Source organism: Flavobacterium sp. HJJ, from assembly GCF_015351475.1.
Lineage (GTDB): Bacteria > Bacteroidota > Bacteroidia > Flavobacteriales > Flavobacteriaceae > Flavobacterium > Flavobacterium marginilacus.
This window is the reverse complement of the sequence record NZ_JADKPR010000007.1, coordinates 132,230-149,915: the sequence shown is the minus strand read 5'-3', so window position 1 is coordinate 149,915 and position 17,686 is coordinate 132,230. Positions and strand designations below refer to the sequence as shown.

Below are 17,686 nucleotides of genomic sequence, written 5' to 3'. Positions count from 1 at the left end.
AATGGCTCGGTTTTTTGTTTATATTTACATTGTAATTAGAAAAACAAAAGATGGAAAAGTTAATAGTTAAAAATTTTGGACCAATAAAAGAAGCTGAAATAGATTTGACTAAATATGTTGTGTTTATTGGAGATACTTCTACTGGAAAAAGTGTTTTGGCGAAGTTGATTTCTATTTTTAGGGATTTTTCTAATCTATTAAAAAATAAGTACGAGAAAGCGAATTATGAAAAAGACTTAGATTTAAATAATCAATTAAATAACTATAATATTGATTTTGATATTGATGATTCTTTTTTTGAATATTCTAATCCTGAATTGTTAGTAGTAATTGAAAAGAAGAAAATATTAAATATTAGAAATGATTTCGAAAAAAATAATTCATCTAATAAAGATTTCTTTAAAGATTTTCCAGATGAGGAAATAAAAAATGTTTTTGCACAAATTTATAATTTAAGAAGTACAGTTTATTTTCCTCCCGAAAGAATGTTAATTTCTTCAGTGGAGTCTTCAATTTATGGTTTATTGGCTAACAATGTTGCGCTCCCTATCTGTTTTAAGAATTTTGCAGCAAGGTATCAGTTAGCAAAAAATGAAAAACAAAATATGTTATTTGAAGATTTTGGTTTTGGTTATGCTAATGTAAACAATGAAGTTTTAATATATAATCTAACAGGTGAATTTCAATTAAATAAAGCTTCGAGTGGAATTCAGTCACTATTACCGCTTCTTTTGGTCTTGAAGTATGAATTAAGGTTAGAAGTTTTAAAACCAGAATTAAATTTTTTAGTAGAGGAGCCAGAGTTAAATTTGTTTCCGATAAAGCAAAAAAAACTAATTGATTATTTGATACAAAATATAAATAATACAAAACATAAATTAATAATTACAACTCATAGCCCTTATGTTCTTTCAGCGTTAGATACTTTGATGTTAGCAAAAAATACTTTTAATGAGCATAAAGAACTAAAAGATGATATAAGTAAAATAGTTTATGAAGGAAGATGGATAGATTACAATGATATTTCAGTTTATGAAGTTCGAAATGATGGAAAAGTATATTCCATCAAAAATGAAGAATTTCGTAGTATTGATACAAATGCAATTGACAGGGTTTCGGATATTATTTCGGAAGAGTTTGATAAACTAACAGAGTTACGATATGCACATTAATTTTGATGAGTTGATTGCAGCACTTCAAGATTGTTGTTCAAGAAGTAAAATAGCATTTGAGAATGGAATGAAATTCGAGATTGATTCACGTGAAGTTTTTACGCGAATTAAGATTGATAATTGTTTAATCGCTTCGCAACAAGTTCAGAAGTGTGACTTTGGATTTGTAAGGCATTCAAATGATGAGTTTTACTTTGTTGAATTAAAAGGTAAAAATATTGAAACTGCGGTTGATCAAATTATTAGTACTATTAAAATTTTTGATTCTGATTTGATTAAAATTCCACAAGGGAAAAGATTTGGATTTATTGTTAGTTCACGAAATCCTTTGTCAGATCAGAAAATTCGAAATTTAAAACAAGACTTCGCAAAAAAATATGGTCATTTTTTAGTTATAAAAAATAAATATTGTCCATATGTTCCAAAAAAACTGAGCCAGTAATTGCTCGGTTTTTTTGTTAATATGACCAGCTAAGCTTAATCCTCTTTCATTATGACAATTTCTCCCAGCATCATTAAAGTTGGTTTTATTGTGATAGTAATTTCAGGATTATTTTTAATCTTAAATTCTACAGTATTATAACCAATATAAGAGAATATTAAAACATCTCCTTTTTTTGCACTTATTGAAAATTTTCCATCGAAGTCAGTTTGTGTTATAATTTTGGTTCCTTTAACCATAACATTTGCTCCTGGTATTGGATTTTTATTTTCGTCATAAACAATTCCATGATACATTGATTTTTCTTTAGCTTCAATGACTGTAGTGGAATCATCCAATTGTTTTTTGTCTGTTTGTTCTGTTTTAATAGATTCTTGTGCCTTTGCGGTTTGGCTTCCTAATCCTAAGAAAGCAATTATTGACGCGGTTGCCAACATCCAAATTGAACTTTTTTCTTTTGGAATGAAGATAGTGTGATTAAGTTGACTGCTTGTAAATCGGCCGCATATTTTCGAATTTTGATTATAATAGTTCAATATTTCCCTGTCGGAAGCAGTAGTAAAGTCAATAACATCCTTTTGGCAGGAAGCACAAAATTTTCCTTTTTGTGAAGATGTCATTTCGTTCCAATTTTCTTTACAGGGTTTTGGAATGGAAATATTAATTTTATTAGCCATACTTTTTTGGTGTAATTTTATTCAAATGATCAATCTTATAAAAATAACTATTTTTTGTAAATGAAATCATTTTTAAATAAACTTGGGGAAATAGTTTTGTTATTTTAATGAATGATTGGTTAGTAAAATAATTCTCATTTTAAAAGATTTTTGTAATATTACTACACAAATTATTTTATGAGAAAGATTAAATACAAGAAAGGAAGACGACTGCAGCCATATAATCTTGAATATACTGGTTTACATAGAAACAAAGAAATCGAAATGCAATTGTTCGTTTATAACGATTGTTCTGTGGATGAATATGAGAATGGTACTATTGCTAATTTGGAAAAGCATATTGATTTAACTAAAATAAATTGGTTAAATATTCACGGATTAAATGATGTTGATCTGCTTAAAGATGTAGCAGCTTATTTCAAAATTGACAATTTTATGCTGGCAGATATTTTGAATACCAGTAAAAGAACCAAACTGGAAGAAGAGAAAGATGTTTTGTTTTTTAATATCAAATCGATGTTACCTTCGGAAAGCTCTGATGATATAAGGGTTGAACAAATTAGTTTCTTGTTAAAAAAAGGAATTTTGATTTCATTTCAAGAGAAGAGAAGCGATTTTTTTACACATATACGCGAACGCATTCGAACCAATTCTGGAATTGTGCGCACTAAGAAAGCCGATTATCTATTGTATATTCTGCTGGATGCCATTATTGGGAATTTCTATATAACAATTGAAGATGAAGAGGATAAAATTGAAGATCTAATTAATTGTACTAAAAATAGTGCAGATCCTGTCATTTTGGAAAAAATTGAAAAGCATAGGGATAATTTTAATTTCTTAAAAAGGTCTATTATACCGCTCAGGGATTCTTTGTATGATATTAAAAGCATCAAAGAGGATAATGTCTTTGATGAAATTGAATCGGATAATTTTAGTTTTTTTACCCGTCTGCATCAAAAATGTTTAGAACTTTTGGAGCAGATTGAATCGGATATGGGGTCATTGGAAAGTGCCTCTAATTTCTTTTTTGCAGCACAGGCTCACAAGATGAATGAAATTATGAAAACACTAACAGTTATTTCAGTTGTATTCATTCCGCTTACTTTTATTGTAGGAGTATATGGAATGAATTTTGAAAATATGCCCGAATTGCGGGAACCAAACGGTTATTATTTTGTAATCGGTTTTATGGTTTTGACAGTAGCCGGAATGGTTTTTTATTTTAAAAAAAGGAATTGGTTTTAATCCTATAAGATAAATAACTTTATTATTTAAACCTGATTTTGGTCATATTTAGAAGGAAATTAAAGATATAATTTTGCATAAGTGTTTAAAAGAATAAAAATTTTAAAAGGGTGAACATGAAAAAAGCTATATATATCGCAACGATTGAAGAAAATTGCGGTAAAACAATAATTACCTTGGGGTTATTGAGAATGCTGTTGGGGAAAACTGCAAAAGTGGGTTATTTCAGACCAGTTATTGAAGATTATGAAGAAGGAAAAAAAGATACGCATATCGAGATGGTTATATCCTATTTCGATTTGGATATTCAATATGAAGATGCTTATGCTATCACAAAAAGTAAATTAATCAAGAAAAAAAATAACGGGAAATTAGGTGATGTTGTTGATTTAATTATTGAAAAATATAAAAAACTCGAAGACCGTTTTGATTTTATTTTAGTCGAAGGGACCAGTTTTACAGGCGAAGGGACAGTTATTGAGCTGGACATGAATGTGCTGATTGCTAAAAATCTTGGCGTCCCAACTATTATTGTAGGTTCGGGAAAAGGAAAAACTCTGGAGGAATTAGTTGATAATTTGAATTTAGCTTATAATTCATTTAAAATAAAAGAAGTTGAAGTTTTGGCAGTTATTGCGAATAAAGTGCAACCTCAGAATTTAGAATTGGTTTCAACGGCACTGCAGAAAAGTTTACCGCCCTCAGTTCTTATCAATTCCATCCCATTAATTGGCAGTTTGAGCAATCCTACAATACAGGAAATTGTTGAAGCATTGGATGCCAAAGTATTGTTTGGTCAAGAGTATTTAAACAATCAGATTGGTAATTATAGTATTGGAGCAATGCAGTTACGTAATTACTTGCTGCATCTAAAAGAGAATGCACTTGTTATCGTTCCGGGAGACAGAGCCGATATTATTCTTGGAGCATTGCAGGCAAATGAATCGGCTAATTACCCTACAGTTTCGGGGATTGTTCTGACAGGAAATATAATACCCGAAGACAGTATTTTGAAATTGATAGAAGGTCTTTCATCTATAGTGCCAATTATAACAGTAGAAAGAGGTACTTATCATATTGCCAATGAAATAGGGAATATTAAGCCAAAGATTTATGCTAAAAATATTCAAAAAATAGAAACTTCGATAAATACATTTGACAAATATGTTGATTTAGATACGTTAATCGATAAATTTAATGCTTTCAAATCAGAAGGAATGACACCAAAAATGTTCCAATACAACATGGTGAAAAGAGCCAAAGCACATAGAAAGCATATCGTTCTGCCTGAAGGAAGTGATGAAAGAATTATTATTGCCGCTTCTCGTCTGTTAGCAATGGATGTTGTTGATATTTCTATTATTGGAAATAAAAAACAAATAGAAAGTAAAGTGGCAGAATTAGGTTTAGATTTTGACTTTACCAAAGTACCGATCATCAATCCAATCGAGTCTGAAAATTATGATGATTATGTAAATACGTATTATGAATTGCGTAAAGCCAAAAACGTTACCCTTGGAATGGCTAGGGACTTAATGGAAGATGTTTCCTATTTTGGAACCATGATGGTGTATAAAGGACATGCAGACGGAATGGTTTCGGGTGCTGCACATACGACACAGCATACCATTTTACCAGCGTTACAGTTTATTAAAACCAAACCAAATTCTTCGGTAGTATCATCAGTATTTTTCATGTGTCTGGAAGACCGCGTTTCTGTTTTTGGAGACTGCGCAATCAATCCAAATCCTACTGCTGAACAATTAGCTGAAATTGCTATTTCATCCGCAGATTCAAGTATCGGTTTTGGAATAGAGCCAAAAATAGCGATGCTGTCTTATTCATCTGGTTCATCAGGAAAAGGGGATGAAGTAGAAAAAGTAAGAACTGCGACTGAGATTGTAAAACAAAAACGTCCAGATCTAAAAATTGAAGGACCAATACAATACGATGCAGCTGTCGATTTGGAAGTAGGACAAAGCAAAATGCCAAATTCTGAAGTAGCAGGTCACGCCAGTGTATTGATTTTTCCTGATTTGAATACAGGAAACAATACTTACAAAGCCGTACAGAGAGAAACTGGAGCATTGGCAATCGGTCCAATGTTGCAAGGGTTAAATAAGCCGGTAAATGATTTGAGCCGTGGCTGTACCATTGACGATATCATAAATACAGTTGTTATAACAGCTATTCAGGCACAGGGATTGTAAATAAAAGTTTAATCGTTTAAATCGTTTAATCGATTAAACAAATAAACGATTAACCGTTAACCATCAAAATATAAACATGAAAGTAGTAATAATAAACTCAGGGAGTTCTTCTATAAAATATCAATTAATTGAAATGCCAGCCGGCGAAGTAATCTGCTCTGGAATGATTGACAGAATTGGTTTGGAAACTTCTAATTTTAGTTATGTAACCAAAGCTGATAAAGTAGAAGAAATCCTGCCAATCCCTAATCATAAAATTGGACTTAATAAAATAGCTCAATTGCTTATGGATGACGAAAAAGGAGTTATAAAAAGTACAAAAGAGATTGAAGCAGTAGGACACAGAGTGGTGCATGGCGGCAGTTCTTTTTCGAATACAGCCTTGATTACACCAGAAGTTAAGGAAGAAATAAAAAATTTATGCGACATAGCTCCGTTGCACAATCCTGCGCATTTACAAGGAATCATTGTTGCTGAGGAAATTTTTGCCGAAGCAAAACAAATCGCTGTTTTTGATACTGCTTTTCATCAGACAATGCCTGAGATTGCCTATAAATATGCCATTCCTTCGCATTTTTTAAAAGAGAACAAAATCAGAGCTTATGGCTTTCATGGAACATCGCACAAGTATGTGTCTGAAAAAGCAATAGAATACCTAAAAGCAGCAAATAAAGCGCACAAAAATATAATTACAGTCCATTTGGGTAACGGCTGCAGTATTACTGCTGTGAAAGACGGGAAATGTATTGATACTTCTATGGGCTTTACTCCAATCAGCGGATTGATTATGGGAACCCGAAGCGGTGATATCGATTCATCGGTTTTATTTTATATGATGAAAGCGCTCAATTATACTGTAGATGAAGTTAGTACTTTATTGCAAAAACAAAGCGGTATGCTTGGTTTGACAGGATATAGCGATTTAAGAGATATTGAATCGAATGCTGAGCAGGGAAATAAAGACTGTCAGCTGGCATTGGCAATGAATGCGTATCGAATCAAAAAATATATTGGTTCCTATACAGCGGCTTTGAATGGCTTGGATGCCATTGTTTTTACTGCAGGAATCGGCGAAAATTCTGCAAATATGAGAAAGCTGGTTTGTACCGATATGGAATTTTTTGGCATTGAATTGGATGTTGACAAAAATGAAATCCGTTCCAAAGATATCCGAGAAATTAATCTGCCGCAATCGAAAGCTAAAGTTTTGGTTATACCTACTGATGAGGAAATTGAAATTGCCAATCAGGTTTATAAATTACTGCAGAATTAAAAAAAATAATAGTAAAGGTTCAAAAAGCTTCTGTATTCAGAGGCTTTTTTTTTGTGTTTTTAATTGAATAAATGTAATTATATTTGATAAAAAACTCTACATTTTGAAAGCTAAACTATTCCTTATATACATTTTTGGGTTTATCTCACTGCAGATTTCGGCTCAGGAACTGCTGCCTTTTGTTGAAAATTACAGCAAATCAAATTATCAGGGAGATAATCAGATCTGGAGCGCTGTACAGGGTAATGACAATGCGATGTATTTTGCCAATAATAATTATTTGCTGCGGTATGATGGCGTAAAATGGGAGAAATATAAACTGCCGAATAAAACAATAATCCGATCCATAATGGTTGAAGAGGACAAGATTTATTCGGGTTCTTATCAGGAGTTTGGTTATTGGTACCGAAAAGATGCCAAGATGCATTATGTTTCTATTTCCAAAGGGAAGAAAGTCTTTGATGAAAAGAATAATAATGACGAAATATGGAAGATATTTAAGTTTAATGGTAAAATTTATTTTCAATCCTTTAACGGTCTTTTCATTTATGACGGAAAAGTCATTAAAGAGAAAAAAATTCCTTTTTTAATATCCTATTGTTTTGTTGTTGGGAATGAATTACTGATTGCTTCGGTAGAAAAAGGAATTTACAGACTGATTAATGGAGAAATAAAAAAAGTAAACGGGCTGTCGCTTTTAGAAAATAATGTAATTCATTCCATTCAGAAATATCAGGCGAAAACTTATTTTTTTACCAAAAAGCACGGAGTTTATGTGTTTGAAAATAATGTTTTGAGCCCTTGGAAAAATGATTTGAATGAAATTTTAAAATCGGCCAATATTAATGCTGCTCAATTTATTAAAAAGAATAAACTGATTATTGGTACAGCAAATAATGGCGTTTATATTCTAGATCTGACTGATGGTACTTATAAGAACATTAATAGAAATAATGTTCTTATGAACAATTCTATTTTGAGCATTGGTCAGGACAAAGAAAATGATCTATGGCTAGGTCTGGATAACGGAATTGCCCATATTGAGGTAAACTCTCCGATTTCAATATTTTATGATAATTCAGGGATTCTGGGCTCGGTCTATTCGGTGGCAAGTACTCCGGAAGGCTATCTGATGGCTTCCAATCATGGTGTCTTTAAATACGAAAACAAACATCTTTCTTTGATTCCCGGTACGCAGGGACAGGCCTGGGTTATAAGTAAAATAAACGATCAATACCTCATTGGACATAACGAAGGCACATTTATTTATAAAAATGGCTTATTCAGCAGATTGAGTGATATTAACGGAGGATGGAATCTTGCCAAAAGCGGCATTAATAATTCCTATCTGCAGGCTACTTACAGCGGTGTTGTTGTTTATAATGATGCCAATAATCTAAAGGAAAAGCAAGCTGTAAAAGGATTGCTGAAGCCAATTAAATATCTTGCTCAAAACAGGAAGAATGAAATTTGGGCAGCAGATATTAATAGAGGTTTATATCGTATTTTATATAATGATGCCTATGAAACCAAACCTGATAATGTTACCCAGCGCAGTAAAATAAGCAATGACTTTGGGGTTAAAATATTTGAGTTTAGAAATGAAATTCTCTTTTTGATTAATAATTCCTGGTATACATTCAATTCTATAACTAATCAATTGGAAGCAAATCAATTGTTTAATGATAATTTCAAAAATGTTTCAAATATTGTTTCCATCGATGAAAACCATTTTATGGTACTGCAGGATGGACTTTTGTATCATATTTATGCTAAAGGATCTAAGTTTATCAGAAACAGTATTCAGGAGAAATATTATAAAGGAAAAATTATTAATGATAATCTCAATATTTTTAAAGATAAAAATAACTACCTGCTGAATCTCGATGACGGTTTTATTTCTTTGGATTTAAAGGACAATACTAATGAAAATCCTGATGTAAAGCTTGAAGCTTTTAATAATGGCATTTTAGTTGAAAATAATTCGAAAATTAGACACAATTCAGAGTTGAGAATTGATGTGATTTCAGGTGTTTATGGTGCTTCGAAACCAGATTTGTTTTACAGACTAAATGGCACAAAGGAGTATGTGCCAATAAAAGAAGGTCTGATACTTTTGAACAATCTCACCAGCGGTTCCCATGAAGTAACGGTTTATAATAATGATGGACTGCATTATAATAAAGTTGCTGATTTTCAATTTTCGGTAGCCAATGCCTGGTATTATTCATTTTGGATGATTTGTGTTTATCTTATCGTGGCTGGACTCATTTTATATCTTTATTATAAATGGAATAAGATGAAATATATTCAGAAGCTTAAACTGCAGAAAGAAGAATTAAAGCATCAAAGAGAAATTCTTGAAATGGAATTGAAAGCCGAGAATGAGTTAAACAGACAGGAATATGAAAAACACATTCTGGAGCTTGAACTTCAGTCTAAATCTTCTGAAGTAGCTGGTAAATCGCTTTCTATTGCTAAGCAGAGTGAAATGATTGAGAATATTCAGAATATATTGGATTCCGAATCCGATTTCAATAAGTTAAAAAGCGAAATTAAAAAAGCCATAAAGATTAATGCCGTTAATAAGCATGAATGGGAGACTTTTGAAACGAATCTAAATCAGATTAATAATGAATTCATAATCAATCTTTCAAAAAAATATCCAAACCTAACTTCCAAAGATATTAAGCTCTGCGTATACTTGAAAATGAATCTTTCTTCCAAAGAAATTGCTCCTATGATGAATATTTCTTTCAGAGGGGTAGAGCTTCATCGCTATCGTTTAAGAAAAAAATTGGAGCTAAATCAGGACGAAGTACTTTCAAAATTTCTATTATCAATATAAAAAGGGATATTTATTTATTAATAATATACTTTTTCTGTGTTTTCATTATGTAATAACAACACATCATTACTACATCATTGCTCTTGGATGTAGTACTTCTTGATCTTTGTTAACTACTTAAAAACAAGGGTTTATAAAAATAAAAATACAGTTTGATGTATTCATGTAGTACCTGTGTTACGGTCACTACAACGTTGTAATTGGTTAATTTAGCTCAACTAACTAAAACGTTTGATAAACCTATGAGAAATTTTATTTTTAGCTTCTTAGCTCTTATTCTGCTTCCAGGATATATGTCTGGCCAAGCTGTAAAAGGAAAAGTATTGGATCAGAACGGACTTGCTATTCCCGGCGCATTTATTGTTGCAGGAAATGTGTCCACTGATACCGATTTTGATGGAAAATTTAGTATAAATGCCAAAGAAGGCGATATATTAAAAATTAGTTTAGTCGGTTTCGAATCTGTCTCAGTCACAGCAGTTTTGACACCAATGACTATCACTTTAAAGGAATCCCAGGACACCGCGCTGAAAGAGGTTGTTGTCATTGGTTATGGTACGAGAAAGAAGATAGACAATACTACAGCTATCTCTTCCATAAAAGCTGAGGAAATTACCAAAACCAAAGTATTGAATGCTTCGCAGGCCATTCAAGGTAAAGCGGCTGGTGTACAGGTAATTTCATCTGATTTACCGGGCAGTACGCCTTCGGTAATTATTAGAGGTATGGGAACTGCTTTAGGAGGACGGACTCCCTTATATGTTGTTGATGGAATGCAGACAGAAAACATCAATAACATTAATGCAAATGATATTACTTCTTATGAAATTTTAAAAGATGCGTCTGCGCTTGCAATTTATGGTACAAGGGCAGCTAATGGAGTAATCATTATTACGACTAAAAAAGGTAAAGGAGAGAAAATATCTGTTGAAATTGAAAGCTTTGCAGGTATGAGAGAACCTTTGAAAAAGGTTAAAATGGCTGGTAGTAATAAATTTGCTCACTATACGAATGCGGCATTACAATCGACAGTATTTTCGCAGGATCAGCCTGTAAATACAGATTGGTTTGACGAAATTACAAGAACAGGAACTTATATTCAAAATAACATTTCTGTTTCTGGAGCATCAGAAAATATAAAATACTTTTTCAGTTTAGGAAACTACCAAGAAAAAGCAGTTTTAGATGGTTTAGATTATGGACGTACAACTTTTAGAAATAATAATGAATTTAAAATTTCTAAAAAACTGACTGTAAATCAAACTTTCAGTTTTACATCTGCAAAATCTGCACCAAAACCATTGAGTGCTTTTACAAATGCATACAAACAATCACCAATTGTGCCGGTTTATTTTGCTGATGGTAAATATGGTGTTTCCCGTGTAGGAGATGATGGTTTTGCCAGCGAATCCGGATCTTCATTTAATAATGTTGGAAATCCAGTGGCTCAACTAAATTTTTATGATGAACAGCAGAGAAGTGTAACCCTGCAGGGTGGTTTAAAATTAGATTATGAAATTTTAAAGTCATTGAAATTTACTTCACAATTTAATGGTGAATATTATACTTGGAAACAGTATAATTATGATGATACTAAAAATATATGGTTAGCAGCAAACCCTAACAAGGTATCTGGTGATTATGAGAAAGAATTTCCAAATGCTAATATCAATTTATTGACAAAAGGCAGAGAGGAATATTTTAATTGGAATTTATCTAACTATTTGACTTATAATAAAATTTTTGGAAAAATTCATGATGTGGAGCTTACAGCTGGTATCGAGACTTCAGTAAGGGGTCCTAGAGAAAAGCTGACAATAGCTAGAAAAAATGTTAATTCAAATTCTAATTATTGGTCTTTGAAAGGAGATAATGATTATGAAACAAATATTACAAGTTACCAGGATGAGGTTTTTAATGAAACTAAATTGGCATCTTATTTTGGCCGATTCCAGTATAAATTAATGGAGAAATATTTGTTAACTGGAACCATTAGACGTGACGGATCTTCAAATTTTGGAAAAGATTACCGCTGGGGTAATTTCCCTGCCTTTGGTTTAGGCTGGGTTATGTCCAAAGAAAGCTTTATGCAGGATGTGAAAGTAATAAACATGCTGAAATTAAGAGGCGGCTGGGGTAGATTAGGTAACCAGAACGTACCGCTTAACAATCAATCGTATACTTCTGGTCCTAATGCTTATTTAGGAGGTTCAATTTTAAATCAGGGAACAACTATCAGCTCTCAGATAGATCCTAGCTTATCTTGGGAAATAACTGAAGAATCTTCAGTTGGTTTAGATTTTGAACTATTAGACAGCAGATTAAAAGGAACTTTTGATGTATATGATAAAAATACTTCAAATGTAATTTTAAATACTAAACCCTATTTTACTTCTGGAATCACAGCAGCTTCACCAGCACATGTTGGAGAAGTTTCCAACAAAGGATATGAGATTTCTTTGCGCTGGGATGACAAAATTACAGATGATTTCAGTTATTGGATCGGCGGTAATTTTTCGAACAATAAAAATGAGCTTACAGGTTTAAAAGATGTTATATTAACGCAGCTTATTGGAGGAGGATTAGGTAATGGACAAGATACTAAATTACTTGATAACACTACAGTTGGTCAGCCGTTAGGAAGTTTTTACATTTATGAATATGCAGGTTTTGACAGCACAAATGGTAAAATGTTATACTATAATGCAGCAGGAGATAAAGTAACTCAAGATGCTTTAAGTGCTAGTACTGATAAAAAGTATGTTGGATCCAGTCTGCCAAAATCGAATTACGGTGTTTCTTTAGGATTCAATTACAAAAACTTTGATTTCTCTGTTGATGGATACGGAACTGCAGGTGCTAAAGTTTATAATGGTAAAAAAGCACAGCGTTTTTCTGGAGAAAATATTGAAAATGCTATCGCTTCAGATTTTTGGACACCAAATAATTTAACAGCTTCAAATCCTGCACCATTCAATCAGGTGCCTGTAGCTTCTACTTATTATTTAGAGTCTGGTGATTTCTTTAGAATCAACAATATTACATTAGGATATAAACTGCCAATTCAGGGGAATAATTTTATTAGTTCCTGCAGAATTTATGTGAACGCAATAAACCCATTTATTACACAAAAATTCTCTGGTTTCTCACCAGAATTAAACGGAGATGCTAATCCTTATGGAACCCAAGGTGTCGAACTTGATGCTTATCCAACATTAAGATCATTTGTAATTGGTGCTAATTTAAAATTTTAATACAATGAAAAAGATATATATAGCAGCGTTTGTATTTTCAGCGTTCTTTTTTGCGGGTTGTGCAGACGATTATTTAGATGTAGACCAAACAGAGTCTATTTCTACAAAAGACACAGAATTGTATAACAATGATGCTGGTGCAGCTCAGTTTGTAACCGCCATTTATAATAAATTCCTGAATTGGGATATGACCTCATTTGGATGGATAGGTCTTTCAAGCATTACCTCTGATGATGCCGATAAAGGTTCTTCACCTGGAGATACCGGTACAGATAAAGATGTATTGGATGCATTGACTTATAATGCTTCAAACCCATCTGCTGAAAGTACTTTTATTGCAAATTATGATGGAATTAACAGATGTAATCAAGCCTTAAATATTATTCCAAAATTAGATAAGGCTGATCCAAATTTAAGAGCTAGATTAATTGGCGAAGCTAAATTTTTAAGGGCTTTTATGTATTTTACACTGGTAAAATGTTACGGAGGAGTTCCAATTGTAGATCATTTACCGGTTCCTGGTTCAGATTCTGATAGAATCATGCAGCTGACTCGTAAAACAGCTGCAGAGGTTTATACTTTTATCGAAAATGATTTGAATGATGCAATTGCTGCGTTACCAGATAAATCAGCGTATTCAGCAAATGAAAGATCAAGAGCTTCAAAAGGTGCTGCTTATGCATTATTAGCAAAAGTCAGTTTGTATCAAAAGAAATGGCAGCAGGTAGTTGATAATGCTAATAAGGTTACAGGGTATTCAATTGTTAGTGATTATGCTTCTATGTTTAAAGCATCAGGAAAATTTGATTCTGAATCTATTTTCGAAATTTATGCGCAGGGAGCTGCACCAGCCAAAGGAATTGAAGGTTATTCTAACACACAAGGTGCCCGCGGTGCCGGTGGCTGGGGATGGGGTTTCAACACGCCATCACAAAGTTTAGTAAATGCTTATGAGTTTGGAGATGTTAGAAAAGCTGCTACAATCATTTTTAGAGGATCGACTTTATATGATGGAAGAGTTGTTCCAAATACAGTAGAAAACGAAAGATACAATTATAAAGCGTATTCGTCAGCTTATACCGATGCTTGGGAAACAGATGTTGATATTAAATACTTAAGATACGCCGAAGTTTTATTAATGAAAGCCGAAGCTTTAAATGAATTGGGACAGACCTCTGCTGCAATTCCGCTGTTAAACCAAATCAGAAACAGAGCAGGATTAGGAAACACAGTTTTTAGTTCACAGGCAGATATTAGAACTGCAATATGGAGAGAAAGAAGAGTAGAGATGGCTTTTGAACATGACAGATTCTTTGATTTAGTGAGAACAGGTCAGGCCAAAGCAGCTTTTGCCATAGACAATAAAGTCTTTACCGAAGGAAAAAACGAATTGTTTCCAATTCCAGCTTCATTTATTAAACAGTCTGGTGGGTTATCCAAACAAAATCCAGGTTATAATTAATTTTAAAGAAAAGTAAAATGAAAAAACATACATATATTTTATTATTTGCTTCGGTTATAACCACGCAGCTTTTTGTAAGCTGTAACGAGGAAAGTATTGATAAAGTAAACGCTCCAATTCCTTATGAGTCCATTGGAGGTTATGAAAACTCAGATGAAATTGCAAAAGATCATTTATTGGCTAAATTTAGTTTTGATGGTAATATTCAAGATTCCAAAAATGCTATAACTGGCGGCGTTGGAACAGATGTTACGTATGAAACTGGGGTAAAAGGTAACGCTTATAAAGGATCTGCAAGTTCATTTATTGCATATAATACTGTTTCTAACGCTATAATTAATTTAAAAAATATTTCAGTTTCAATGTGGATAAAAACGGAAACACATACAGGAGGCGCACAATCATTATTTATGTTGCCTAAAAAAACAGATTTCTGGGGAAATATTTTTTCTTTGATTGAAGCGAATGATTCAAATACTTCGATGTTTCTAAAAAATCATATTCAGAAAGATGTAACGCCTAGTATTCCTTGGTCAGGACAATTTATTGAGCATAAAGATGATAATATTTTAAAGAATATGTATGGAGCATGGAAACATGTGGTTTGGACTTACAACGGAACAAGTTCTACTTATAGCATATATATCGATGGTGTAAAATTAGATTTACCAGCTACAATCTCGAAAAGATACGCAAGTGATCCTTCAACTGGCGGTGGACCTTATGGAGAATTGTCTAATTCTGAAGTTTCGAAATTTATTATCGGTGGTTATCAGCAGCATTTAGGAGCTCCATGGGGTAATCCTGATGGATGGATGCTTCATTATACAGGTTTAATGGATGAGTTCAGAATTTATGATACTGCACTTGCTGATAATGAAGTTACAGCTTTATACAAATTAGAGAAAGATAACAGATAAGAATTCATTTTGCACACCTGATTTGTTCAAAAATCAGGTGTGTATTTTTTTACCCATTAAAATTTATAAAAATGAAAAGTCATTTATTCATATTGATTTTTTTGAATTTCTTTAATTCATGTTCCTCATCACCTTCTGATGGAAATGGTAATAGCGGAGGTACTCCATTACCAACAACTCCAACAGCACCAATCATCGCTTTGACAGATGAACAAGCCATGGATCAGGTTCAGAAAGATGCCATAAAGTACTTTTGGGATTATGCAGAACCCAACTCGAAATTAGGGAGGGAACGCTATCATACCGATAATCCAGGATTCGAAGCTAATAAAGTAACCACTGGCGGTTCAGGTTTTGGATTAATGTCTTTGATTGTTGGAATAGAAAGAGGCTTTATTCCAAGAGCCGAAGCCGTTACCCGCATGACCACAGCAATGGATTTTCTCGATAAAGCAGATCGTTTTCATGGAGCTTGGTCGCATTGGATAGATGGATCTACAGGAAAAGCTATTTCATTTGGTAATAAAGATGACGGCGGTGATATCGTTGAAACCGCTTTTTTGTGCCAAGGATTGATTGCGGTGCGTGAGTATTTTAAAAATGGAAATACTGCTGAAAAAGAATTGGCAGCCAAAGCAGACAAACTTTGGAAAGGAGTAGAATGGAGCTGGTACACGAACGGCGAAAATGCAATGTACTGGCATTGGTCTCCGACGTATCAATGGGAAATGAAATTCAAATTAGAAGGTTATAATGAGTGTTTGATTGCTTATATTTTGGGAGTTGCTTCAACAACGCACCCAATTCCTGTAGCTGCTTATCATGAAGGCTGGACTCGAAACGGAACCATTGCAACTGGGAAAACGCAGTATGGAATCCCATTAGTATTCAAATACAATACTGTCAGCGGAAATGCAGGACCTCTGTTTTGGGCACAGTATTCGTATTTAGGATTAGATCCTTCGCAATTGTCTGATAAATATGCCAATTATTGGGAATTAACACAAAATCAGGCAAAAATTATTTACAGCCACTGCGTTGCAAATCCAAAAAATTGGAACGGTTATTCTGAAAAATGCTGGGGACTTACAGCTAGTTATTCCCGAAATGCAGATGGAACAACAGGATATGCTGCTCATGATACTGACAACGATTTGGGCGTAATTACGCCAACGGCCGCGTTGTCTTCTTTTCCATATACCCCAAAAGAGAGCATGAAATTTTTGCATTATCTATATGATGAAAATAAAGCAAAATATATTGGAATTGCAGGACCTTATGATGCTTTTTCGCCACAGTATAATTGGGTAACTCCTCGCTATTTAGCAATTGACCAAGGAACAATAGCGCCAATGATCGAAAATCACAGGACAGGTTTATTATGGAAATTATTCATGAATGCTCCCGAAGTAAAACAAGGTTTGACAAATCTTGGATTTCATTCTGGAAAATATGGATTTTAGATGAAAATAAAAGTAACGCTATTGATGCTGATGTTCTCTGTATTTGGCTTTTCACAAAGTGAAACTACAGGAAAGATAAAAACGGTTATTGAAACAAAGTATGAACTAGGTTATGTACTGCATAAACCGGCGAATATAAAAGATAAAAAACCATTGATTGTTTTTATTTCTGGAGATGGTGAAAAAGGAACTGATCTTGAAAAAGTGAAAATCCACGGACCTTTAAAGTATTTGAAAACTCACGAATTAGATGCTTATGTCTTAGCACCGCAGTGCAAAGAAGATGAAAATTGGAATATCGAATCTATTTATCAATTGATTGAAAAAATCCAGAAAGAAAACAATATTGATTCGGATCGAATTTATATTACAGGTTTGAGTTCTGGAGGATGGGCAGCTTGGAATCTGGCACTTTCATATCCTGATAAATTTGCAGCAATTGTACCAATTTCAGGATTTGTAGATCTGATTCAGCTGGAAGGCATTTGTAAAATTGCCAATATTCCAACCCGGATTTTTCATGGTCTGCTGGACGATGTTGTAAAGATAGATTATGCTGTTTCGGTTTACAAAGAACTAAAAAAATGCAGTGCCAGAGATGTACAATTAACCATTTTTGATGATGCTGGCCACGATAGCTGGACAAGAGTTTACGACAGTCCGGAGATTTATAACTGGATGTTTAAACAGATAAAAAACAAATAAATAAAAATTTCA

The 17,686-nt window shown here is 33.1% G+C and carries 12 protein-coding genes; 11 read left to right on the top strand and 1 reads right to left on the bottom strand.

Annotation, left to right across the window (positions count from 1 at the left end; translation table 11 throughout):
* Positions 1 to 50 precede the first annotated feature (50 nt).
* Both IRZ80_RS07955 and IRZ80_RS07950 read left to right on the top strand, forming a co-directional pair.
* Complete coding sequence (locus tag IRZ80_RS07955; RefSeq protein ID WP_194641023.1) at positions 51 to 1,172, top strand: AAA family ATPase; 1,122 nt, start codon at positions 51 to 53, stop codon at positions 1,170 to 1,172.
* A complete protein-coding gene (locus IRZ80_RS07950; RefSeq protein WP_194641022.1) occupies positions 1,162 to 1,614 on the top strand; it encodes a hypothetical protein in 453 nt (150 codons plus the stop codon). Before IRZ80_RS07955 ends, IRZ80_RS07950 begins: the two co-directional genes overlap by 11 nt.
* 35 nt (positions 1,615 to 1,649) lie before the next feature.
* Here the strand turns inward: IRZ80_RS07950 and IRZ80_RS07945 are convergent, their stop codons facing one another.
* Positions 1,650 to 2,291 carry a carboxypeptidase-like regulatory domain-containing protein gene (locus IRZ80_RS07945; protein ID WP_194641021.1) on the bottom strand — a complete coding sequence of 214 codons (642 nt, stop codon included), beginning with the start codon at positions 2,289 to 2,291 and terminating at the stop codon, positions 1,650 to 1,652.
* Between the two features lie 177 nt (positions 2,292 to 2,468).
* On the opposite strand from IRZ80_RS07945, the gene corA reads away from it, so the two are divergent.
* The 9 genes from corA (at position 2,469) to IRZ80_RS07900 (ending at position 17,674) form a co-directional block, all read left to right on the top strand.
* Positions 2,469 to 3,539: a magnesium/cobalt transporter CorA gene (gene corA / locus IRZ80_RS07940; protein WP_194641020.1), complete on the top strand. Its 1,071-nt coding sequence runs from the start codon at positions 2,469 to 2,471 to the stop codon at positions 3,537 to 3,539.
* A 116-nt stretch (positions 3,540 to 3,655) separates the two neighbouring features.
* Positions 3,656 to 5,749 (top strand): phosphate acetyltransferase, encoded by a 2,094-nt coding sequence (pta, locus tag IRZ80_RS07935; RefSeq protein WP_194641019.1) that lies wholly within the window; start codon positions 3,656 to 3,658, stop codon positions 5,747 to 5,749.
* Between the two features lie 76 nt (positions 5,750 to 5,825).
* Positions 5,826 to 7,022: an acetate/propionate family kinase gene (locus IRZ80_RS07930; protein ID WP_194641018.1), complete on the top strand. Its 1,197-nt coding sequence runs from the start codon at positions 5,826 to 5,828 to the stop codon at positions 7,020 to 7,022.
* Between the two features lie 103 nt (positions 7,023 to 7,125).
* Positions 7,126 to 9,870: a histidine kinase gene (locus IRZ80_RS07925; protein ID WP_194641017.1), complete on the top strand. Its 2,745-nt coding sequence runs from the start codon at positions 7,126 to 7,128 to the stop codon at positions 9,868 to 9,870.
* A 242-nt stretch (positions 9,871 to 10,112) separates the two neighbouring features.
* Positions 10,113 to 13,124 (top strand): SusC/RagA family TonB-linked outer membrane protein, encoded by a 3,012-nt coding sequence (locus IRZ80_RS07920; RefSeq protein WP_194641016.1) that lies wholly within the window; start codon positions 10,113 to 10,115, stop codon positions 13,122 to 13,124.
* Positions 13,125 to 13,128: 4 nt separating this feature from the next.
* A complete protein-coding gene (locus IRZ80_RS07915; protein ID WP_194641015.1) occupies positions 13,129 to 14,586 on the top strand; it encodes a RagB/SusD family nutrient uptake outer membrane protein in 1,458 nt (485 codons plus the stop codon).
* 17 nt (positions 14,587 to 14,603) lie between these two features.
* Positions 14,604 to 15,506, top strand: a complete 903-nt coding sequence (locus IRZ80_RS07910; RefSeq protein ID WP_194641014.1) for a LamG domain-containing protein — start codon at positions 14,604 to 14,606, stop codon at positions 15,504 to 15,506.
* 71 nt (positions 15,507 to 15,577) lie between these two features.
* Positions 15,578 to 16,969: a glucoamylase family protein gene (locus IRZ80_RS07905; protein WP_194641013.1), complete on the top strand. Its 1,392-nt coding sequence runs from the start codon at positions 15,578 to 15,580 to the stop codon at positions 16,967 to 16,969.
* Entirely contained in the window at positions 16,970 to 17,674 is a 705-nt protein-coding gene (locus tag IRZ80_RS07900; protein WP_194641012.1) for a prolyl oligopeptidase family serine peptidase, read from the top strand.
* Positions 17,675 to 17,686 lie beyond the last annotated feature (12 nt).

Coding starts and splice junctions, on each gene's coding strand:
- IRZ80_RS07950 (WP_194641022.1), top strand. CDS start 1,162: ATGCACATTAATTTTGATGAGTTGATTGCAGCACTTCAAGATTGTTGT.
- IRZ80_RS07955 (WP_194641023.1), top strand. CDS start 51: ATGGAAAAGTTAATAGTTAAAAATTTTGGACCAATAAAAGAAGCTGAA.
- IRZ80_RS07945 (WP_194641021.1), bottom strand. CDS start 2,291: ATGGCTAATAAAATTAATATTTCCATTCCAAAACCCTGTAAAGAAAAT.
- IRZ80_RS07905 (WP_194641013.1), top strand. CDS start 15,578: ATGAAAAGTCATTTATTCATATTGATTTTTTTGAATTTCTTTAATTCA.
- pta (WP_194641019.1), top strand. CDS start 3,656: ATGAAAAAAGCTATATATATCGCAACGATTGAAGAAAATTGCGGTAAA.
- IRZ80_RS07920 (WP_194641016.1), top strand. CDS start 10,113: ATGAGAAATTTTATTTTTAGCTTCTTAGCTCTTATTCTGCTTCCAGGA.
- IRZ80_RS07900 (WP_194641012.1), top strand. CDS start 16,970: ATGAAAATAAAAGTAACGCTATTGATGCTGATGTTCTCTGTATTTGGC.
- IRZ80_RS07930 (WP_194641018.1), top strand. CDS start 5,826: ATGAAAGTAGTAATAATAAACTCAGGGAGTTCTTCTATAAAATATCAA.
- IRZ80_RS07910 (WP_194641014.1), top strand. CDS start 14,604: ATGAAAAAACATACATATATTTTATTATTTGCTTCGGTTATAACCACG.
- IRZ80_RS07915 (WP_194641015.1), top strand. CDS start 13,129: ATGAAAAAGATATATATAGCAGCGTTTGTATTTTCAGCGTTCTTTTTT.
- corA (WP_194641020.1), top strand. CDS start 2,469: ATGAGAAAGATTAAATACAAGAAAGGAAGACGACTGCAGCCATATAAT.